Raw genomic sequence first — 20894 nt, forward strand, 5'->3', positions numbered from 1 at the left:
TCAGGGACCGGCCGCGTGAGTCCCTTTCGTTCGTGAGGCTCCTGCTTGCGGCATCCCGGCGGTGGCGCCTCCGACGCCGCGGGCCGGCCCTCCTGGCCGTGCTCGTCGCGGTCCACTCGATCTCGTCGTCGGTCACCCAGCCGTTCTTCGGCGCGATGGCCGAGGACCGCAGCCTGCGCGTGGTCGGGGCGACGGGGGTGCTCATGGCCTCGCTGTTCCTCAGCCTGATCGGCGTCGCGCCCGCGCTGGCGGCGGTCTTCGCCCTGCTGATCATCGGCGGCATGGGGGCGGCGGCGTTGCATCCCGTGGGCACGGCGGTCGCCGGTGGCCCCACCGTGCCGAATCGAACGCTGGGCGTGGGATTGTTCACCGCCGGCGGGATGGCCGGGTTCGCCCTCGGGCCGGTGCTGATCCTCTCCGTGGTCTCGGCGTTCGGGATCGAGGTCACGCCGTGGCTGATGGTTCCCGGCGTCCTGTTCGCCGTACTGGTCTTCCTGCTGCTGCCTGACTGGGAGTCGCACGGCCGCCGTCCCCTGCGGACGCTCTTCCGGTTCGGGCTGCTGCGCGGTCCCATCGGGGGCTCACCCTGGCCGCGACCCTGGCGAGCCTGGCCTTCGTGACCTTCACCAGCTCGATGCCCCTCTGGCTGGTCCGTGAGCACGGTGTGGCGGCCGACGCCGGGCTGCTCGGCTGGACGCTCGCCGTGTTCTCGCTGGCCGCAGGGCTTGGCGCGCTGCTCGGTGGCGTGCTCGCGCCGCGGGTCGGCCGCCGGCGCGCGCTGATCGGCTCGCTCGCCGCCGCGCCGGTGCCGTTGATCGCGATCGTGACGCTCGAACCGGGCGGCGTCCCCTACTTCCTCGCCGCCGCGCTGGCCGGCGCCCTCCTGTACGTCGGCAGCCCGATCACCGTCGTCATCGCGCAGGACCTGGCACCTGGCGAGCCGGCGAGCGCCGCGGGGATGGTTCTCGGGGTGTCCGCCGCTGCGGCGGGAGCGCTGTACGCGGCTCTGGGCCGGCTCCAGGAGGCCGTCGGGCTCGGCGTCGGCATGGTCACCGGCTTCGCGCTGGCCGTGCCCGCGGCGCTGGTCGTTCTCATGGTGCTGCGGCGTCACCCGCAGGCCGGACGCTGACCCGGCGCCCGCCCCGGTGCTCTGACCGCATAGGTTCGCCGTGTGGCGGTCGTGGTGGAGAGCGTCAGATGCTCGTACTTCGGGCGATGCGGTACAGCACGTTCGGACGCAGTGGCCCTTCGGGCTCGGTGCGGTCGTCGAAGTCGTCGGCCGGGTCCCGGGTCATGCCGATCCGGCGCATCACCGCCTGGGAACGGAGGTTGGTGGCCGTTGTGACAGCGAGGATCTCCGGAAGCTCAAGAGCGTCGAAGCCGTGGGCCAGGACAGTCAGCGCAGCCTCGGTGGCGTAGCCCTGGCCCCAGGCCGAGCGGGCGAGCCGCCAGCCGATCTCCACTCCCGTGAACGGCATGTGGTCGTCCACTTCGTCCAAGCCGGCGAAGCCGATGAACTCGCCCGTGGCCTCGACCTCGACCGCCCACCACCCGTAGCCTCGCTGGTCGAACTCGGCCTGAAATCGCGACACGGAGGCATCGCTCTGTTCGCGGGTGAGCAGGTCGCCCAAGTGCTCCCGGACCTCGGGATCGGCGTTCATGGCCGCCCACGGTTCAAGGTCGGAGTCACGCCATCGGCGCAGGATGAGACGATCGGTACGCAGTTCAGTCATGCCGGCCAGCCAACATGAGCTCTGGCCCCCCAGGCAATCGTTTTTGCGTGACACCGCCCCCAGAAACACCCGTCGCTCCTGGGGCGAACGAAGCGGCGAACGTATGCGGTCAGAGCACTAGTCGGCCGTACGGGCCAGGGGGGCGGTGGTGGGGGCCTCGGCCGGCTGTTCGCGGCCGAGCGCGCCGATGCCCGCCGCGAGCAGCAGCGGCACGGCCAGCGCCAGAGCCATCGACAACACCGCGGCGCCCGAGTCGTTGACCAGCATCCCGATCACCCCGCTGACCATCGTGCCGATCAGGCCGGCCCGCAGGGCGGGGGAGTGGCGGAACGCCGCGGGCACCACGCCCGCGCTGGCCTGCTCGGGCCGCAGGATCGCGTAGACGAGGAAGGCCACGGCCGCGATCACGATGGGCATGAGGTTGGGGCTGAGCAGCGTGGCCAGCATGGCCTGGAGCTTGCGGAAGATCACCTCGAACGCCTCGCCGCTGAGCACCTGGCCCACGAACCTGCCCAGATGCGTCTGCTCGTCGGGCGGACGCAGGTAGTTGAGCACGGCGAACGTCATCACGATCACCGCCCCGGCCACGCAGAACGCCCCCAGCTTCACGATCGACACCCGCTTGCCGGCCACCAGCAGCGCGGTCACCGCGATGCCCGGCACGAACGCGATCACGCCGCCGAAGTCGCTGCCCATGCCCGAGCCGCCCAGCACCATCGCGAACGCCCCGAGCACCACGATCGCGGCCACCCCGAGCCGCCCCGGCCAGCGGTGGGCGATCACGGTGGTGGCCAGCAGCGTGCCGGTGGCCAGCAGCGCGAACGGGATGTTGCCCAGGCCGTAGTAGCGGGCCCCGACCTCGGCGCTGTAGCCCATGACGCTGTTGAGCTGCAACGTCGTGCCCGTCAGCAGGTCGCCGGCGAGCGTGAGCGCGGTGATGCCGGCCACCACGGCGAGCGGGCCGAGCGGACGGCGCCGCCAGGGCCCGCCGAAGGCCAGCGCGGTGATCACGGCGACCCAGCCCAGCACCCCGGCGACCAGCTGCGGCAGGGTCGACCAGGGCAGCAGGTTGACCAGGTAGCTGGAGACCGGCAGGGCGGCCAGCGCGACCGCGGCCAGGCGCACCGGCGACAGGCCCCTGCGCCGCCGCAGCAGCAGGAACGCGACCACGTAGAACAGGACCTGCAACACCGCCACGACGGTGAAGTAGACGCCCTTGACCGACCGGATGGCCTGCGCGGTCGCGTCGGCCCGGCGCAGCCGGTCGATCGTCGCGCCGGCCTCGCCCACCTGCAGCGGCACCCCGACGACCGTGGCCGGCGCCGGCACGCCGAGCCGGGAGAGCACGGTCGCGGTCAGGTCGGGCAGGATCGAGATGTCGGCACGGCGGGTCGAGGCCGCGCCCAGCAACCGCCCCTGCGCCCCCGGCTCACGCAGCGCAGCCACCCGCAGATGGGGCACGGAACCGTGGTCGGACAGGCCCGCGAGCAGCACGGTGGTGCCGGGCGGCAGGATCGACAGCAGCGCGCCGGCCTTGGCGTCGGCCAGGCGCAGCGCGTCGCGGCGCTCCTTCGGGCCGAGCTGCTCGGGCACCTTGGGCAGCTTGCCACTGGCCAGGTAGGGGTGCACGAGGTCGTCGACGTCCATGGCGATCAGCGGGCACTGCTCCAGGTCGGCCGTGCGGACCTGGAGCGGGGAGGCGTGGTAGCGCTGCACCGCGCCCTGCCGGTCGGCCAGCGCGAGCGCGGCGCCGGGGCCGATCGCGATCGAGCACCGGCCCGCCGCCTTCAGCGCCTCGCCCAGCGTGCCGGCGTTGCGCTGCCCGGCCACGTCGATGAGGTAGCGGTAGTCGGGGATGACCGCGCCCGCGCCGAGGGTCTCGGGGGCGGGAGGGGCGCCGCAGGCGTATCCGGCGGCCGACCTGGTGCCGGCCGACACCGTGAGCCAGCCGTCGTAGGGGCAGGTGATGTTGCTGACCGTGCGCACCGACAGCGAGCCGATCGCGCCGCCGCGCGTCAGCTCCCACAGGTTGGGCGCGTCGCCCTGGTTGACGTCGTCCCAGGCGAGACCGGAGACGCCGATGAGCGCCACCCTGCCCGCGCCGGGAGCCGAGCCGCCGGCCGTGGCCGTGCCCTGCAGGCCGAGCAGTACGGAACCGGCCAGAACGGCCAGCACCACGAGCGCGCGCCTCACCCCGACGACCTCCCGCGTTCGATGACGTCCGTGGCACGCTAGAGCACGTCGCGATCCGGCGCCACCGGTTCCCCTACCTTCTCACGGGCGGCGGCGGGCGCGGTCCGTCAGCCGCGCACGGGGGTGAGCCAGTGGCGGTAGCGGTCGTCGCGCCCGTGCACGGCCGCCTCGTAGGCGTCGGCCAGCTTGCCGGTGACCGGCCCGGGGCCGCCGAACTCGCAGTGGTCGACCGCGCTGACGTGCACGATCCCGGCCGCCGTGCCGCAGACGAAGATCTCGTCGGCCGTGTACAGGTCGGTGCGCAGCAGATCCTCCCTGGTGACCGTCAGCCCCAGGTCGGCGGCCAGCCGCGCGACGGTGTCCTGCGTGATGCCCTCCAGTGCGCCGGCGTGCGGCGGAGGCGTGGTCAGGACGCCGTCGCGCACGACGAAGACGTTGGCGCCGGTGCACTCGCTGACGTTGCCGGCCGCGTTCAGCAGCACCGCCTCGTCGAAGCCCGCCTGCATGGCCTCGGACTTGGCCATCACCGAGTTCAGGTACGGGCCGGTGGCCTTGGCCGCGGTCGGCGTCACCCGGTGGTCGTTGCGCTGCCACGAGCTGGTCATCAGCCGCACGCCCGCCTCCAGCAGCGCGCCCCACTCCCACGACGCGATCGAGACCACCGTCGGGCAACCGCGCGCCGCCACGCCCATCTCGCCGTAGCCGCGGTGGGCCAGGTGGCGGATGTAGCACGAGGACTGGCCGTTGGCCGCGACCGTGGCCAGCGTGGCCGCGCGCAGCTCGTCCAGCGTGTACGGCAGCGGCATCCCGATGATCCGCGCGCTGCGCGCCAGCCGCCGCAGATGCTCGTCCAGCCGGAACACCGCCGGGCCCTCGGGCGTGTCGAAGGCCCTGGTGCCCTCCAGCACGGCGGTGCCGTAGTGCAGGGCGTGCGTCAGGACGTGCACGCGGGCCTCGCCCCAGGGCACCAGCTCGCCGTCCATCCAGATGTGCTCGGCTTCGCGCATCGTGCCGCTCCTCTCCGTAAATGGCCGCCAACAATCACAAGATGTAGGCCAATTCATTGATAAGTGGCACAGTAACCGGATAATAGTGGCGTGGGAAGAGAAGAAAACCTTGTCACCCTGGTCCGCGACCGGCTCCGGCTCCACGAGGGCACGGCCAGCCGGCGGCTCGCCGGCGCGCTGACCGACCTGGCCCAGACCGGCGCCATCGCCCCGGGCACCCGCCTGCCCTCCGAGCGCGACCTGGCCCAGGCGGTCGGGCTCAGCCGCGGGACGGTCGCCGCCGCCTTCAACACCCTGTGCGAGGAGGGCCTGTGTGAACGCCGGCACGGCAGCGGCACGTACGTGCTGGGCGTCCCGACGTTCGGCGGCCTGCTCCAGGGCGGCGCGGTGCTGGCCGACCTGTCGACCTCGGTCGTCCCCGACCCCTCGCACCTGGCGGTGCCCCCGCTGGACGCCGCCGCCCTGATGCGCGCGCCGAGCGGCCACGGCTACGACGCCATGGGCGACTCGCGGCTGCGCGCCGTGCTGGCCGCCCTGGACGCCGGGCCGTACCACCAGATCCTGGTGACCTCGGGCGCCCAGCAGGGCATCGACCTGGCGGCCCGGGTGCTGCTGCGGCCCGGCGACCGGGTGCTGGTCGGCGACCCGGCCTACGGGGGCGCGCTCAGCGTGTTCCGGCGCGCCGGGGCCCACGCCGTGCCCGTGGACCTCACCGACCCCGACGCCGTGCGCGACGCGCTGGCCCGCCACCGCCCGGCCGCCGTGTACGCGCTGCCCGTGGACAACCCGACCGGCCGCGTGGCCGACCTGCGGCACGTGGCCGAGCTGGCCGCCGCGGCGGACGTCCCGCTGGTGGAGGACCGGACCCTCGCGCCCGTGGTGTTCGACGGCCGGACGCCGCCCGGGCCGCTGGCCCTGGCCCATCCGCACGGCACGGTGACGGTGGGCTCGTTGTCGAAGGTGTTGTGGGGCGGCCTGCGGGTGGGCTGGCTCACCGCCCCCGACCCGCTGCTGGCCCGGCTGCTGGAGGCCAAGCTCGACGCCGACCTGGCCACCAGCGCCGTCTCCCAGCGGCTGGCCGCCGACCTCCTCGACGGCGACCCCGTGCCGGCCTGGCTGGCCGAGCTGGCCCGCCGCCGCGACCACTTCACCGCCGCGCTGTCCGCGCGCCTGCCGTCATGGACCTGGTCACGCCCCCCGGGCGGCCTGTCGCTGTGGGCCCGCCTACCGGGCGCCGACACCGACAGGTTCGCCGCCACCGCCCGCGAGCAGGGCGTGGCCGTGGCCCCCGGCTCACTGTTCTCCCCGGACGGCCGCCACCGCGACCGCCTGCGCCTCAGCTTCGCCCTGCCGCCCGCCCTCCTCGACCAGGCGGTCGCCGCCCTGGCCCGCGCGTGGGAGCAGACCGGCCGCTGAGCTCCCCGCCGCGAACACGGCGACGCCACGCCCGGATCCCGGGCGCGGCGTCGACGGACGAGCGTGGCGGGGCGGGCTCAGCCCTTGCCCACCTTGACCTTCACCGGCTTGCTCTCGTGGTGCTGCCGGTCGAGCGAGGTGATCAGGTACGTGCCCGGCTTGGCCGGGTACGACGCCGCCGTCACCACGGCAGCCAGGTTGCGGGCGTCGGTGGTGTGGCAGTCCTTGCCCGACTCCGGCACCCGGTACACCGTGTAGGCCCGCGCCCCCTCGGACGGCGTCCAGGAGACGGTGGAGCCGTTCGCCTTGACGCCGGCCGGCTTGCCGGGGGCCTCGCCGCCGCGGTCCTCCATGATCGGCAGCAGCGCCGGACGGCTGTAGTGCTCCTTGGCCACCCGGTCGATCGCGCCGAGCGGGTTGGTCAGGAGCTGCTTGGCGCTGAAGTAGATGTCGCCGTCGACCTGCTCGTAGCGCCGGTTCACCGTCAGGTGCGCCGACAGCTCGCCCGGGTTGGCCCAGGCGGCGTTGGTTTTGGTGCCGACCTGGTAGAGCGCCTGGCCGATGTAGAGCTGGACGTCGGTGCCCTTGACCGCGCCCGCCCACCAGGCCGTCAGCGTCTTGTAGTCGGCCGCCTTGAAGCCGCGCGGCCAGTAGAGCTGCGGGGCGACGTAGTCGACCGTGCCGTCCTCGATCCAGGAGCGGGCGTCGGCGTAGATCGAGTCGTAGGCGGACATGCCGGCCGTGGCCGACCCGTCGGGGTCGTTGGACTCGTTGCGCCAGATGCCGAAGGGGCTGATGCCGAACTTCACGTGGTTCTTCGTGTCGTGGACGGCCGCGTCGACCTTGGCCACCAGCTTGTTCACGTTGTGGCGGCGCCAGTCGGCCAGTTTCTGGTCCTTGCCGTACTTGGCGAAGGCCGCCTTGTCGTCGAACGTGCCGCCGCCCCCCGGATAGGGGTAGAAGTAGTCGTCGAAGTGCACGCCGTCGACGTCGTAGCGGCTGACCACGTCGGTGATGACCTTGGTGACGTGCTCGCGCACCTGCGGCAGGCCGGGGTTGTAGTAGAGGCCGCCGCCGTACTTGACCGTCCAGTCGCGGTGCTGCCGGGCCGGGTGGTTCGCCGGGAGCTTGGACAGGTCGGCGCTCTCGGCCGCGCGGTAGGGGTTGAACCAGGCGTGGAACTCCAGGTTGCGCTTGTGCGCCTCGTCGATGAGGAACGGGAGCGGGTCCCAGCCCGGGTCCTTGCCCGCGGTGCCCGTCAGGTACTGCGACCAGGGCTCCAGAGAGGACCGGTAGAGCGCGTCGGAGGCGGGCCGGACCTGGACGAAGACGGCGTTGAGATTGCGCTTGACCGCGCTGTCGAGGATCTTGACGTACTCGGCCTTCTGGCGGGCCTGGCCGAGGCCGGCGCGCGAGGGCCAGTCGATGTTCTTGACCGTCGCGATCCACACCCCGCGCAGCTGGCGCTTGGGGTAGCGGGGGTCGGGCTTGCAGGCCGCCGTCGCCTCGGCGGTGGCGGGGGCGGTGGTCGTCGTCTTCTTGGTCGCTGCGGGGCTCTCGGTCGCACCGGGGCCGAACACGTAGGCGGCGCTGGTGGTCACGACCGCGAGGGCTGCAGCGGCTAGGAGTGGGCGTCCAGTTCGCATAGTGCAACCCAGTCTGGCAGCTGCTCCCGCGTGATCGGACCTGAAAAAAGAAATGCAGTCGTGATGCTTCTGTTACGAAACGGTAGGTGTGGTGATGAAACGTGCGGGCCGGGAGGGACATGGTGCCCTCCCGGCTCTGCGCCGCTCACTCCGTGGCCGCCACCTTGCTCGCCAGGTTCGGCGGCAGCGGCTCGTAGCGCAGGAACGTGCGCGTGAACGTGCCGGTGCCGTGCGACATCGAGCGCAGGTCGATGGCGTAGCGGGTGATCTCCAGCTCGGGCACCTCGGCCTTGACCAGCGTGCGCCCGGTGCCCACCGGCTCGGTGCCGAGCACGCGCCCGCGCCGCGAGGACAGGTCGGACATCACCGAGCCCACGTAGTCGTCGGCCACCAGCACCGACAGCTCGTCCACCGGCTCCAGCAGCAGGGTCGGGACCTTCGCGGCCGCCTCCTTCAGCGCGAGCTGCCCCGCGATCTGGAAGGCCATGTCGGAGGAGTCGACCGAGTGGGCCTTGCCGTCGTAGAGCGTGACGCGCACGTCCACCATGGGGTAGCCGGCCACCACGCCGCGCTCCATCTGGGCCCGCACGCCCTTCTCCACCGACGGGATGAACTGCCGGGGCACCACCCCGCCGACGATCTTGTCCACGAACTCGAACCCGCCGCCCGAGGGCAGGGGCTCGACCTCCAGGTGGCAGATCGCGTACTGGCCGTGCCCGCCGGTCTGCTTGACGTTGCGGCCCATCGCCTGGCACCTGCCGCCGAACGTCTCGCGCAGCGGCACCCGCAGCTCGACCCGCTCGACCTCGACGCCGTGCCGGTTGGCCAGGCGGTCGAGCAGCACGTCGGTGTGCGCCTCGCCCATGCACCACAGCACGAGCTGCCTGGTCTCGGCGTTGTTCTCCAGGCGCAGCGTCGGGTCCTCGGCCACCAGCCGGCCGAGCGCCTGGGCCAGTTTGTCCTCGTCGGCCTTCGACTTCGCCCTGATCGCCACCGGCAGCAGCGGATCGGGCATCTGCCAGGACGTCATCAGCAACGGACGGTCGACCTCCGACAACGTGTCGCCGGTCTCGGCCCGCGACAGCTTGGCCACGGCCACGATGTCCCCGGCCGAGCCCTTGGCCGCCGGGCGCTGGGTCTTGCCGAGCGGGCTGGTCAGCGTGCCGATGCGCTCGTCGACGTCGTGGTCCTCGTGCCCGCGGTCGGCCAGGCCGTGGCCGGAGACGTGCACGGTCATGTCCGGGCGCAGCGTGCCGGAGAAGACGCGGACGAGGCTGATGCGGCCCACGTACGGGTCGCTGGTGGTCTTGACGACCTCCGCCACGAGCGGGCCGTCGGGGTCGCACGCGATGCCGCCGACCGGCTTGCCGGACAGGTCGGTGATCTCGGGCATCCGGTGTTCCAGCGGCGAGGGGAAGCCCTGGGTCACCAGCTCCAGCAGCTCCGTCATGCCCACCGCGTGGCCGTTGCCCAGCCCGCTGCACAACACCGGGAAGAAGCTGCCGCGCGCGACCGCCTTCTCCAGGTCGTCCACCAGGACCTTGGTGTCGATGGGCTCGCCCTCCAGGTAGCGGTCCATGAGCGACTCGTCCTCGCTCTCCTGGATGATGCCCTCGATCAGCTCGCCGCGCCGCTCCTCGATCTGCGCCTCGTACTCGGCGCCCGGCTCCTTCTCGGTGCGGGCGCCGGTCGCGTAGTTGTAGAACTTCTGCGACAGCAGCCCGATCAGGCCGTTGACGTGCCCGTTGGTGATCACCGGCAGATAGAGCGGCGCGACGCCGTCGCCGAAGACGTCCTGGCAGGTGACCAGCACGTCGTCGAAGTCGGCGCGCTGGTGGTCGATCTTGGTGATCACCACCGCCCTGGGCATGGCGACCTGGGCGCACTCCTCCCAGAGCATCTGCGTGAGCCCGTCGATCCCCTCGGAGGCCGACACGACGAACAGGGCGGCGTCGGCGGCGCGCAGCCCGGCGCGCAGGTCGCCGACGAAGTCGGCGTAACCCGGGGTGTCGAGCAGGTTGATCTTGATGCCGTTGTGCACGAGCGGCGCCAGCGCCAGGTTGACCGACCGCTGCTGGCGCATCTCGACCTCGTCGAAGTCGCTGACCGTGTTGCCGTCCTCCACCCGGCCCGGTCGCTGGACGGTGCCCGTCGCCGCGAGCAGCTGCTCGACCAGGGTGGTCTTGCCCGCTCCTGAGTGGCCGACCAGCACGACGTTGCGTATCGCATCCGCCCTGTCGGCCGTGGGTGCCCTGCCCGCGGCTCCCATGGCCCCGCCGGAGTTCCTATCCGCCACTTCGCCTCCCACGTCGTCGGTGCATCCAACGCCGCGCCCGCGCGGAGGGTGTCAGGAACCGCATGGACGCGGTGTGTTCACCAAATACCCCTGTGGCGAATATCACAAGGGGTGCGGGGCAAAGAAAGTGGCCGCTCACGCGATGGCCTACGATCGGACCGCGATGCTCAAACTCCTGCGACCGGCCATGACCCGGATACTCACCCCGCTGGGCAGGGCTCTCGTCGGCCGCGGGATCGGCCCGAACGCCGTCACGGCGATCGGCACCCTCGGCACGGTGATCTCCGCCCTGCTCCTGTTCCCGCTGGGCCATCTGGCCTGGGGGGCGCTGCTCATCACCGTCTTCGTGCTGTTCGACCTGCTCGACGGCGTCGTGGCCCGGCTCGGAGGCAAGGGGGGCACCGTCTGGGGCGCCTTCCTCGACTCCACGCTCGACCGGGTGGCCGACGCCGCCATCTTCGCCGGCCTGATCCTGTACTTCGTCGCCGCGGGCGACACGCTGATGGCCGGCGTGACGCTGGCCTGCCTCGTCGCCGGGTCCCTGGTCTCCTATGCCAAGGCCAGGGCCGAGGGCCTCGGGCTCACGGCGGACGTGGGGCTGGCCGAGCGCCCGGAGCGGCTGGTCGTGGCCCTGGTCGCGACCTTCTTCTCGGGGATCGGGGTGCCGTACGTGCTGCCGCTCGGGATGTGGCTGCTGGCGGCGGCCTCCACCATCACCGTCGTGCAGCGGGTCGTGCACGTCCACCGGCAGACGAGGGAGCGATGAGCGAGAAGACCTCCATCGGCGACCGCATCGTGGCGGCGGGCTTCGCGGCGGGCTGGAAGCTGGTCCCGCTGCTGCCCGAGCGGCCCACGGCGGCGCTCTTCCGCCTCCTGGCCGACCGGGTGTGGCGCAAGCGCGGCAAGTCCGTGCGCCGCCTGGAGTCCAACCTGGCCAGGGTCACCGGCATCGACGCCGGCAGCGCGGAGCTGCGCGAGCTGAGCAGGGCCGGCATGCGTTCCTACTTCCGCTACTTCCACGAGGTCTTCCGCCTGCCCTCGATCCCGCGGCCGGAGATCGTCCGGCGCACCCACGTCATCGGGGCCGAGCACGTCCACGACACCCTGGCCGCGGGCCGGGGCGTGGTGCTGGCCCTGCCGCACATGGGCAACTGGGACGCGGCGGGCGCCTGGCTGGTCGGCGTCGGCCACCCGTTCACCACGGTCGCCGAGCGGCTGCGGCCCGAGTCGCTGTTCCGCCGCTACGTCGCCTTCCGCGAGGGGCTCGGCATGGAGGTGCTGCCGCTCACCGGCGGCGACGGCCACAACTTCGGCACCCTCGCCGGCCGCGTGCGCAAGGGCGGCGTGGTCTGCCTGCCCGCCGAGCGCGACCTGACCAAGAGCGGCATCGAGGTGCGCTTCTTCGGCGCCACCACCAAGGTGCCGGCCGGGCCGCCGCTGCTGGCCGTCCAGACCGGCGCCGCGCTGCTGCCGGCCACCGTCTACTTCGTGGGCGACGACTGGGGCATCCACATCCACGAGGAGATCCCGGTGCCCGCCGAGGGCACCCGGCAGGAGAAGGTGGCGGCCGTCGCCCAGGCCATGACGGACGTCTTCGAGAAGGGCATCGCCGAGCACCCGGAGGACTGGCACATGCTGCAGCGGCTCTGGCTGGAGGACCTGCCGAGATGAAGGTCGGCATCGTCTGCCCCTACTCCTGGGACATGCCCGGCGGGGTCAAACAGCACATCGACGACCTGGCCCAGGCGCTGATGGCGCAGGGGCACGAGGTCTCGGTCATCGCGCCCGCCGCCGACGACGACGAGCTGCCCCCGTACGTGACGGGCGCCGGCCGGGCGGTGCCGGTGCCCTACAACGGGTCGGTGGCCCGGATGTCGTTCGGGTTCCTGTCGGCCGCGCGGGTGCGGCGCTGGGTGCGTACGGGCGACTTCGACGTGCTGCACATCCACGAGCCGCTGATCCCGAGCCTCGGCGTGCTGGCCTGCTGGGCGGCCAAGGGGCCGATCGTGGCCACCTTCCACGCCTCCTTCACCCGCTCGCGCGCCATCGCGGTGGCCGAGCCGCTGCTGCGCAGCGCCCTGGAGAAGCTGAGCGGCCGCATCGCGGTCTCCGACGCGGCGCGCAAGAGCCTGGTCGAGCAGTTCGGCGGCGACACCGTGCTGATCCCCAACGGGGTGACCGTGGCCCGCTACACCGAGGCCGAGCCGCTGCCCGGCTGGGGCCCCGACGGCGCCACGATCGGCTTCCTCGGCCGCATGGACGAAGAGCGCAAGGGCCTGCCGATCCTGCTCGACGCCTTCAACACGCTGGCCGCCGAGCGTCCCGGCCTGAAGCTGCTCATCGCCGGCCCCGGCGACGCCAAAGACGTCTACGACAAGGTGCCCAAGCCCTTCCACGAGCGGGTGACCGTGCTCGGCATGGTGAGCGAGGCCGACAAGATCCGCGCCTACCACTCGGTCGACGTGTTCTGCGCCCCCAACACCCGGGGCGAGAGCTTCGGCATCGTGCTGGCCGAGGCCATGGCGTCGGGGGCGACGGTGCTGGCCAGTGACATCCCGGCCTTCCGCAAGGTGCTGGGCGAGGGGCAGGCCGGCGCGCTGTTCGCCAACGGCGACGCCGCCTCCCTCGCCCGCGAGGCCGCCGCGCTGCTCGACGCCCCCGAGCGGCGCGCCAAGCTGGCCGCCGAGGCGCTGGTGGCGGTCAGGAAGTACGACTGGTCCACGGTCGCCCGCGACGTGGTGCGCGTCTACGAGACGGTGACCACCAGCGGCGCGGGCCGGGTGGAGGAGGACCTGTGACCGTCTGCCGAGAGCTCCTGTAGGGATCCGTTGTGACATCCACCATGATCGTGCTGATCGTGGGCATCGTCGTCGTGCTCACGGCCGTCTACATCTCCTGGCGCGCGGGCCGGCTCGACCGCCTGCACATCCGGCTCGAACTGGCCCGCGAGGCGCTGGAGGCCGCGCTCATGCGGCGCCGGGCCGTGGTGCTCGAACTGGCCGGCTCGCGGCTGCTCGACCCCGCGACCTCGCTGGTGCTGGCCGCCGCCGCCCACGAGGCCAGGATCGCCGGGCCCGAGGAGCGCGAGCACGCCGAGAGCGACCTGTCGCGGGCCCTGCGGGCCGCGGCCGACCAGGAGCGCTTCAGGGAGAAGCTGGCCGAGGCGCCCGGCGGCGGCGACCTGCTGGAGGAGCTCGACGCGGCGGTGGCCAAGGTCGTCTACTCGCGTCGCTTCTACAACAACGCGGTCGGGGTCACCCGTACGGCGCAGCGGCGCCTGCTGGCCAGGACGCTGCGGCTGGCCGGGCACACCGAGTTCCCGGAATTCTTCGAGATCGATGACAATCCGCCCGCAACTATGTCGCCTGAATGACCAAATGTGGGGAGGCCGGTAAGCTTCTCCCGATTTCTGGGCAAAGGCGAGGAGTTGTTGCAAGGTGCGGCTATCCCGGATGATCTCGGTGACTCTGGCAGGGGCGGCCGTGCTGGGGCCCGTCGCGGCCTGCTCGTCCGACGAGCCCCCCGCGCCCGGCAAGGCGCCGCAGGCGGCCACCGCCGCCCCCTCCGAGGAGCCCACCGAGCAGGCCGAGGGGCACCCGTTCACCGGGCAGCCCTATGAGGAGCTCAAGCCGGTGCTCGCGGTGAAGATCGAGAACACCGCCGCCGGCAAGCCCCAGATGGGGCTCAAGAGCGCCGACGTCGTCTACGTCGAGCAGGTCGAGGCCGGCCTGACCCGGCTCATGGCGATCTTCTCCTCGAAGATCCCGGCCAAGGTGGGCCCGGTGCGCAGCGCCCGCATCTCCGACCTGCACATCGTCCCGCAGTTCGGCAAGCCGGCGTTCGCCTACTCCGGCGCGCAGACCAAGATGTTGCCGTTCATCGCCAAGGCCCCGCTGTACGACGTGGGCGACACCCGCAACCCCGGCGCCTACTTCCGCCAGCCGGGCCGCTACGCCCCCTACAACCTGTTCGCCAACACCAAGAAGCTGCTGTCGGGCGCCCCCAAGGCCACCGAGGCCAAGGACATCGGCTTCACCTTCGGCGACGCGCCCGCCGAGGGCGGCGTGGACAAGAAGTCGTACACCGTCAGGTGGCCCGCGGCGCGCTTCACCTTCGCCTGGTCGGAGGCCAAGAAGCAGTGGCTGATCTGGCAGGACGGCAAGAAGGACATGGCGGCCGAGGGCGGCCAGCTCGGCGCGCCCACGATCGTCGTGCAGTACACCAAGACCGAGCGCTCGCAGTTCCACGACTTCCACCAGAGCTACACCCCGCTCGTGCACACCACCGGCAAGGGCAAGGCCGTCGTGCTGCGCGACGGCAAAGCCTACGCGGCCAACTGGGAACGGGAATCGGAGGAGAGCGGTACGACGTTCACCACTGAGAGCGGCGAGCCGATGAACTTCGCCCCCGGCCAGGTCTGGGTCGCGCTCGCCAGCCGCAAGCCCGTCACCCCTTGATGACCGTTCTGTATAACTTGAGCGGCAAATCCTGACATCGTGGCATGTCGGGGGAGGGGTCCATCAGGACCTACGATGGGTTTGATAACTTACCGTCCGCCCTGAGAGCCCGTGAGGAAGACCTTGTCCAGCACGCCTGAAAGCACCCCCGTCACCGGAACGGCCCGCGTCAAGCGCGGCATGGCCGAGATGCTCAAGGGTGGCGTCATCATGGACGTCGTCACCCCGGAGCAGGCCAAGATCGCTGAGGATGCCGGCGCCGTCGCCGTCATGGCCCTCGAGCGTGTGCCCGCCGACATCCGCGCCCAGGGCGGCGTGTCCAGGATGAGCGACCCCGACATGATCGACGGCATCATCGCCGCCGTGTCGATCCCCGTCATGGCCAAGGCCCGCATCGGCCACTTCGCCGAGGCCAAGGTCCTGCAGTCGCTCGGCGTCGACTACGTCGACGAGTCCGAGGTGCTCACCCCGGCCGACTACGCCAACCACATCGACAAGTGGCAGTTCACCGTGCCCTTCGTCTGTGGCGCCACCAACCTGGGCGAGGCCCTGCGCCGCATCACCGAGGGCGCGGCCATGATCCGCTCCAAGGGCGAGGCCGGCACCGGCGACGTCTCCAACGCCGTCACCCACATGCGCACGATCCGCGGTGAGCTCAAGCGCCTCACCTCGCTGCCCGAGGACGAGCTCTACGTGGCCGCCAAGGAGCTGCAGGCCCCCTACGAGCTGGTCGCCGAGGTCGCCAGGAGCGGCAAGCTGCCGGTCGTGCTGTTCACCGCGGGCGGCATCGCCACCCCGGCCGACGCCGCCATGATGATGCAGCTCGGCGCCGAGGGCGTGTTCGTCGGCTCGGGCATCTTCAAGTCGGGCGACCCGGCCAAGCGTGCCGCGGCCATCGTCAAGGCCACCACGTTCTACGACGACGCCGACGTCGTCGCCAAGGTCTCGCGCGGTCTCGGCGAGGCCATGGTCGGCATCAACGTCGACGAGATCCCGCAGCCGCACCGCCTGGCCGAGCGCGGCTGGTGAACCGGCGCGTCGCCGCAGGCCGGCGGCCCGCCGTAGGTCCATGATCGTCGTGTGACGATGAAAAGCTTCGTAAGAGGCGGCATTCGCGAAGGATGTCGCCTCTTTCGTGTTGTCCGCGGTTCACCGGCCTGTCATGAGACTCGGTCAGGCTACGGGCGTCCCTCACCCTTGATCGTCCCGAGGAGCGCACCGTGTCCAAGCTGAACCGACGGCATTTCCTGGTCACCGGCCTGGCGGCGGGCGCCGCCGCGGCGATCCCCGCCACGTCGGCGAGCGCCGAGCCCGATCCCGCCGCAGAGACCGCGCAGGCACTGGCCTCGCGCGGGCTGTCGACCGATCCCTTCACGCTCGGCGTGGCCTGCGGCGACCCCGACCACGAGGGGTTCGTGCTGTGGACCAGGCTGGCCCAGCGGCCGCTGGCCGAGGACGGTTTCGGCGGCATGCCGCAGCGCCCGTTCCCGGTGCAGTGGCAGGTCTACGCCGACGAGCGCGGGCGCCGCGTCGTCCGGTCGGGGGTGGCCGTCGCCGTGCCGGAGTGGGGGCACAGCGTGCACGTCGAGGTCGACCGGCTGAGCTCGGACCGGGACTACTGGTACCGCTTCCGCGTCGGCCCGTACGTCTCGCCCATGGGACGGGCGCGCACGGCCCCGCACCCGCTGTCCTACGGCGGCGCGCTGTCGATGGCCTTCGTCTCCTGCGCCCAGTACGAGCACGGCTGGTTCACCTCCTACCGCAGGCTGGCCGAGGAGCACCCGGACCTGGTCCTGCACCTGGGCGACTACCAGTACGAGTACACCAAGGACACCTACACCATCCCGGGCGGCAACGTCCGCGACCACGAGGGCCCCGAGACCGAGACCCTGGCCGGCTACCGCCAGCGGCACGCCCAGTACAAGGCCGACCCCGACCTGCAGGCCGCGCACGCCGCCGCGCCCTGGCTGGTCGTCTGGGACGACCACGAGCTGGACAACAACTGGGCCGACGAGGTGCCGGAGAAGCCGGAGGTGCCCCAGCCGGACTTCCTGGCCCGCCGCGCCGCCGCCTTCCGCGCCTACTACGAGAACATGCCGCTGCGCCGCACCTCGATCCCGCGCGGCATCGACATGCAGCTCTACCGGCGGATCCGGTGGGGCCGGATGGCCACCTTCCACATGATGGACACCCGCCAGTACCGCGACGACCAGGGCTGCGGCGACGGCTACCGCGACTGCCCGGCCGCGATCGACCCGGCGCGCTCGATCACCGGCGCCGCGCAGGAGCAGTGGCTGATCGAGGGCTTCCACCGCTCGCGCGCCCAGTGGGACATCCTGGGCCAGCAGGTGTTCTTCGCCCAGCGCGACAACAACGCGGGCCCCGCCAAGATCACCTCGATGGACGCCTGGGACGGCTACGTCGCCTCCCGCCGGCGCATCACCCAGGGCTGGGTGGACGCCGAGGTCCGCAACCCGGTGGTGCTGACCGGCGACGTGCACGCCCACTGGGCCGGCGACCTCAAGCTCGACTACGACGACCCGACCGGGCCCACCGTGGGCTCCGAACTCGTGGCCACCTCCATCACCACGGGCGGTGACGGCGCGGACTCCGACCCGGCGACGCATCCGTACCTGACGATCAACCCGCATCTGAAGTTCTACAACAACCAGCGCGGATACGTGCTGACGAAGATCGAGCGCGACCTGCTCACGGCCGACTTCAAGGTCGTGCCGCAGGTGCGCGAGCCTGGGGCGCAGGCGTACACGCGGGCGACGTTCGTGGTGGAGGACCGGGTGCCGGGGGTGCGGCAGACGTACCTGCGGCCGCTGGACCCGGCGATCGGCGCCAGGAAGCAGGTGACGGTGGAGGACACCGTCCGGCTGGAGACCGAACGCCCGTAGCCCTGAGGCAGGCGGCGTCCCCGGGGGGCTGGGACGCCGCCTTTTCTTCGCTCGGAATATTAGCCAGGCTAAGTTAGTTGGGCTAAGTATGAGGGACGATCCCACCCAGATGGCCGAGCAGGTCTCCAAGGTGCTGCGCCACCTGGTCCTGCTGCTGCGGCGCTCCAGCGCCGGCCAGCCCGTCACCACCCAGCAGTACGCCGTGCTCGGCTCGCTCGAACACGGCCCGCGCCGGATGACCGAGCTGGCCGAGGAGCACGCCGTCCAGCTGCCGACCATGACCGTGCAGATCAACCGGCTGGAGTACGCGGGCCTGGTGGCGCGCGGCTCGGACCCGGCCGACGCCCGCGTCAGGACGGTCGAGCTCACCGGAGAGGGCCGCGACCGGCTGCACGCCGTGCGCCGGGTCAGGATCGCCCGCCTCGCCCAGGACCTGGCCGCGCTCACCGACGACGAGCGCGACGTGCTCGCGGCGGCCCTGCCCGTCCTGGCCAGGCTCGGCATCGACAGAACCACCCAGTAAGGGGACAACATGCAAACCGGCGGCGGAATCCTGCGCCAGCCGATGTCCGTCTGGGCCACCGCGTTCGCCGCGGTCGTGGCCTTCATGGGCATCGGCCTCGTCGACCCCATCCTGCCCTCCATCGCCCAAGGGCTGCACGCCACGCCCAGCCAGGTGTCCCTGCTGTTCACCAGCTACTTCCTGGTCACCGCCGTGGCCATGCTGATCACCGGCTGGGTCTCCAGCCGCATCGGCGGCAAACGCACGCTGCTGGCGGGGCTGGCGCTGGTCGTGCTGTTCGCCGCGCTGGCCGGCACCTCAGGCAGCGTCGCCGAGCTCGTCGGCTTCCGCGCCGGCTGGGGCCTCGGCAACGCCCTGTTCGTGGCCACCGCGCTGGCCGTCATCGTCGGCGCGGCCAACGGCGGCGCGGAGTCGGCCATCATCCTGTACGAGGCCGCGCTCGGTCTCGGCATCTCGGCCGGGCCCCTGGTCGGCGCGCTGCTCGGCGACTGGAACTGGCGAGCGCCGTTCTTCGGCACCGCCACGCTGATGGCCGCCGGTTTCGTGCTGATCGCCACCCTGCTCAGGACGGGGCCGAGGCCCGCGGTGAAGACCAGGCTCAGCGCCCCCATCCGGGCCCTGGCCCACGGCGGGCTGTCCACGACCGCCTTCACCGCCCTGTTCTACAACTTCGCGTTCTTCACGATCCTCGCCTTCACCCCGTTCATCCTGCACATGTCGCCGTACGGCATCGGCGCGGTGTTCTTCGGCTGGGGCGTCTGCGTGGCGCTGGCCTCGGTGTTCGGCGCGCCGCCGCTGCAGCGCAGGATCGGCTCGGTGAACGTGCTGCACCTGGCCCTGGGCCTGCTCGCGCTCTTCCAGGTAGGCATCGCCGTGTCGGGGACGGCCGGGGCGCCCGCCGGGATCGTCGTGTTCACCGTCCTGTCCGGCATCCCGATCGGGCTGAACAACACCGTCTTCACCGAGTCGGCCATGGAGGTCTCCGACGCCCCGAGGCCCGTCGCCTCGGCCGGGTACAACTTCGTGCGCTGGATGGGCGGCGCGCTGGCGCCGTTCATCGCGACCAAGCTCGGCGAGGAGATCGGCGTCGCCGTCCCCTACGTCGTCGGCGCCGCCTGCTGCGCGATCGGCATGACCTTCCTGTACGCCCGTCGCCACCACCTGAGCGCCCTGGCCCGCGTGGACGCCGTGCAGGCCGCCGCCTGACCTCGCTTTTACGCCAGAGTGCTGTGGTAGGAAGATGCCGGGCCATCATGGTGTTGAATTGTCGGAAACCGGACCTTGACGGAAGGATCGCTGTGCCCACGATCGGTGTACTCGCTCTCCAGGGAGACGTGCGCGAGCATGCGCGCATGCTCCGGGAGGCCGGCGCGTCGGCCGTCGCCGTGCGCCGCCCGGCCGAGCTCGACGCGGTCGACGGCCTGGTGATCCCCGGCGGCGAGTCGACCACCATGTGGAAGCTCGCCGACACCTTCGACATGCTGGAACCGCTGCGGATGCGGATCAAGGAGGGCCTGCCCGTCTACGGCTCGTGCGCCGGCATGATCATGCTGGCCGACCGCATCGAGGACGGCATCGAGGGCCAGCAGACCATCGGCGGCATCGACATGGTGGTCAGGCGCAACGCCTTCGGCCGCCAGGTGGACTCGTTCGAGTCGGACCTGGACTTCGCCGACGAACGCGTACACGCTGTGTTCATCCGTGCTCCGTGGGTGGAATCGGTCGGCGCCGACGTTCAGGTGCTGGGCACGGCCGAGCCTGGGGATAGGATCGTCGCGGTCCGTCAAGGGCCGTTGCTCGCGACGTCGTTCCACCCCGAGCTGACCGGGGACACGCGCGTGCACCGTTACTTCGTAGACATGGTGAGGGAGCTCTAGGTAATGTCCGGCCACTCCAAATGGGCGACGACGAAGCACAAGAAGGCCGCGCTCGACGCCAAGCGCGGCAAGCTGTTCGCGAAGCTCATCAAGAACATCGAGGTGGCGGCACGGACCGGTGGCCCTGACCCGGACGCCAACCCCACCCTCTTCGACGCCATCTTCAAGGCCAAGAAGAACTCCGTGCCCAACGACAACATCGAGCGGGCGCGCAAGCGCGGCGGCGGCCTGGAGGCCGGCGGCGCCGACTGGCAGACCATCACGTACGAGGGCTACGCGCCCGGCGGCGTCGCGGTGCTCATCGAGTGCCTCACCGACAACCGCAACCGCGCCGCCTCCGAGGTCCGCGTCGCCCTGACCCGCAACGGCGGCTCGCTGGCCGACCCGGGCTCGGTGTCGTACATGTTCAACCGCAAGGGCGTCGTGATCGTGCCCAAGAACGGCCTCGACGAGGACACCGTCCTGATGGCCGTGCTCGACGCGGGCGCCGAAGAGGTCAACGACATGGGCGACTCCTTCGAGGTCGTCTCCGAGGCCGGCGACCTCGTGCCGGTCCGCAAGGCGCTCCAGGAGGCGGGCATCGACTACGACTCCGCCGAGTCGAGCTTCCTGCCGACGATGAGCGTGCCGCTCGACGAGGAGGGCGCCAAGAAGGTGTTCCGCCTGATCGACGCGCTGGAGGACAGCGACGACGTCCAGAACGTCTACGCCAACTTCGACGTCTCCGACGACGTCCTGGCCGCCCTCGACTGACCCCGCGCCACCGAGGGCCCGGGGGCGACTCCGGGCCCTCACCCTTTCCCGGGGCCGGTTTCCGTCCTTGACCTGGCGCTTGCCGGGCTC

At 71.6% G+C, this 20894-nt stretch carries 19 protein-coding genes; 14 read left to right on the forward strand and 5 right to left on the reverse strand.

Annotated elements, in window-relative coordinates:
- Positions 1-32 precede the first annotated feature (32 nt).
- Together ABZ444_RS26750 and ABZ444_RS26755 are read left to right on the forward strand one after the other, a co-directional pair.
- Positions 33-620 carry an MFS transporter gene (locus tag ABZ444_RS26750; RefSeq protein WP_358002197.1) on the forward strand — a complete coding sequence of 196 codons (588 nt, stop codon included), beginning with the start codon at positions 33-35 and terminating at the stop codon, positions 618-620.
- A complete protein-coding gene (locus tag ABZ444_RS26755) occupies positions 617-1129 on the forward strand; it encodes a hypothetical protein (protein WP_358002200.1) in 513 nt (170 codons plus the stop codon). The genes ABZ444_RS26750 and ABZ444_RS26755 overlap by 4 nt, the downstream gene beginning before the upstream one ends.
- Before the next feature lie 64 nt (positions 1130-1193).
- Here the strand turns inward: ABZ444_RS26755 and ABZ444_RS26760 are convergent, their stop codons facing one another.
- The 3 genes from ABZ444_RS26760 to ABZ444_RS26770 form a co-directional block, all read right to left on the reverse strand.
- Positions 1194-1733 carry a GNAT family N-acetyltransferase gene (locus tag ABZ444_RS26760; RefSeq protein WP_358002203.1) on the reverse strand — a complete coding sequence of 180 codons (540 nt, stop codon included), beginning with the start codon at positions 1731-1733 and terminating at the stop codon, positions 1194-1196.
- Between the two features lie 117 nt (positions 1734-1850).
- Positions 1851-3926 (reverse strand): hypothetical protein, encoded by a 2076-nt coding sequence (locus ABZ444_RS26765; protein WP_358002206.1) that lies wholly within the window; start codon positions 3924-3926, stop codon positions 1851-1853.
- 107 nt (positions 3927-4033) lie between these two features.
- Positions 4034-4933 (reverse strand): branched-chain amino acid transaminase, encoded by a 900-nt coding sequence (locus tag ABZ444_RS26770; RefSeq protein WP_358002208.1) that lies wholly within the window; start codon positions 4931-4933, stop codon positions 4034-4036.
- Between the two features lie 90 nt (positions 4934-5023).
- On the opposite strand from ABZ444_RS26770, the gene ABZ444_RS26775 reads away from it, so the two are divergent.
- The gene (locus tag ABZ444_RS26775; RefSeq protein ID WP_358002211.1) at positions 5024-6349 is read left to right on the forward strand and encodes a PLP-dependent aminotransferase family protein; all 1326 of its coding nucleotides are present in this window, start codon (positions 5024-5026) and stop codon (positions 6347-6349) included.
- A gap of 77 nt (positions 6350-6426) precedes the next feature.
- On the opposite strand, the gene ABZ444_RS26780 is transcribed toward ABZ444_RS26775, so the two are convergent.
- Positions 6427-7950 carry a family 10 glycosylhydrolase gene (locus tag ABZ444_RS26780; RefSeq protein WP_358002214.1) on the reverse strand — a complete coding sequence of 508 codons (1524 nt, stop codon included), beginning with the start codon at positions 7948-7950 and terminating at the stop codon, positions 6427-6429.
- 190 nt (positions 7951-8140) lie between these two features.
- Positions 8141-10291, reverse strand: a complete 2151-nt coding sequence (locus tag ABZ444_RS26785) for an elongation factor G-like protein EF-G2 (protein ID WP_358002217.1) — start codon at positions 10289-10291, stop codon at positions 8141-8143.
- 142 nt (positions 10292-10433) lie between these two features.
- Here ABZ444_RS26785 and pgsA point away from each other — a divergent pair, with 142 nt between their 5' ends.
- The 11 genes from pgsA to ABZ444_RS26840 all read left to right on the forward strand — a co-directional run bounded on the left by pgsA (position 10434) and on the right by ABZ444_RS26840 (position 20804).
- A complete protein-coding gene (gene pgsA, locus ABZ444_RS26790) occupies positions 10434-11057 on the forward strand; it encodes a phosphatidylinositol phosphate synthase (RefSeq protein ID WP_358002220.1) in 624 nt (207 codons plus the stop codon).
- A complete protein-coding gene (locus ABZ444_RS26795) occupies positions 11054-11962 on the forward strand; it encodes a phosphatidylinositol mannoside acyltransferase (RefSeq protein WP_358002224.1) in 909 nt (302 codons plus the stop codon). The genes pgsA and ABZ444_RS26795 overlap by 4 nt, the downstream gene beginning before the upstream one ends.
- The gene (locus ABZ444_RS26800) at positions 11959-13089 is read left to right on the forward strand and encodes a glycosyltransferase family 4 protein (protein ID WP_358002227.1); all 1131 of its coding nucleotides are present in this window, start codon (positions 11959-11961) and stop codon (positions 13087-13089) included. The genes ABZ444_RS26795 and ABZ444_RS26800 overlap by 4 nt, the downstream gene beginning before the upstream one ends.
- 32 nt (positions 13090-13121) lie before the next feature.
- Entirely contained in the window at positions 13122-13664 is a 543-nt protein-coding gene (locus ABZ444_RS26805; RefSeq protein ID WP_358002230.1) for a hypothetical protein, read from the forward strand.
- A gap of 79 nt (positions 13665-13743) precedes the next feature.
- Complete coding sequence (locus tag ABZ444_RS26810) at positions 13744-14748, forward strand: DUF3048 domain-containing protein (protein WP_358002233.1); 1005 nt, start codon at positions 13744-13746, stop codon at positions 14746-14748.
- Positions 14749-14859: 111 nt separating this feature from the next.
- On the forward strand, positions 14860-15777 hold the full coding sequence (pdxS, locus tag ABZ444_RS26815) for a pyridoxal 5'-phosphate synthase lyase subunit PdxS (RefSeq protein WP_358002236.1): 918 nt from the start codon (positions 14860-14862) through the stop codon (positions 15775-15777).
- Between the two features lie 191 nt (positions 15778-15968).
- Positions 15969-17651 (forward strand): alkaline phosphatase D family protein, encoded by a 1683-nt coding sequence (locus ABZ444_RS26820; protein WP_358002239.1) that lies wholly within the window; start codon positions 15969-15971, stop codon positions 17649-17651.
- A gap of 88 nt (positions 17652-17739) precedes the next feature.
- Entirely contained in the window at positions 17740-18174 is a 435-nt protein-coding gene (locus tag ABZ444_RS26825) for a MarR family transcriptional regulator (RefSeq protein WP_358002242.1), read from the forward strand.
- A gap of 9 nt (positions 18175-18183) precedes the next feature.
- Complete coding sequence (locus ABZ444_RS26830; protein WP_358002245.1) at positions 18184-19380, forward strand: MFS transporter; 1197 nt, start codon at positions 18184-18186, stop codon at positions 19378-19380.
- Positions 19381-19427: 47 nt separating this feature from the next.
- Entirely contained in the window at positions 19428-20051 is a 624-nt protein-coding gene (gene pdxT, locus ABZ444_RS26835) for a pyridoxal 5'-phosphate synthase glutaminase subunit PdxT (RefSeq protein WP_358002248.1), read from the forward strand.
- Positions 20052-20054: 3 nt separating this feature from the next.
- Positions 20055-20804, forward strand: a complete 750-nt coding sequence (locus ABZ444_RS26840; RefSeq protein ID WP_125635615.1) for a YebC/PmpR family DNA-binding transcriptional regulator — start codon at positions 20055-20057, stop codon at positions 20802-20804.
- Positions 20805-20894 lie beyond the last annotated feature (90 nt).

Origin of the sequence: Nonomuraea sp. NPDC005730 (assembly GCF_040630865.1) — a bacterium.
GTDB lineage: Bacteria > Actinomycetota > Actinomycetes > Streptosporangiales > Streptosporangiaceae > Nonomuraea.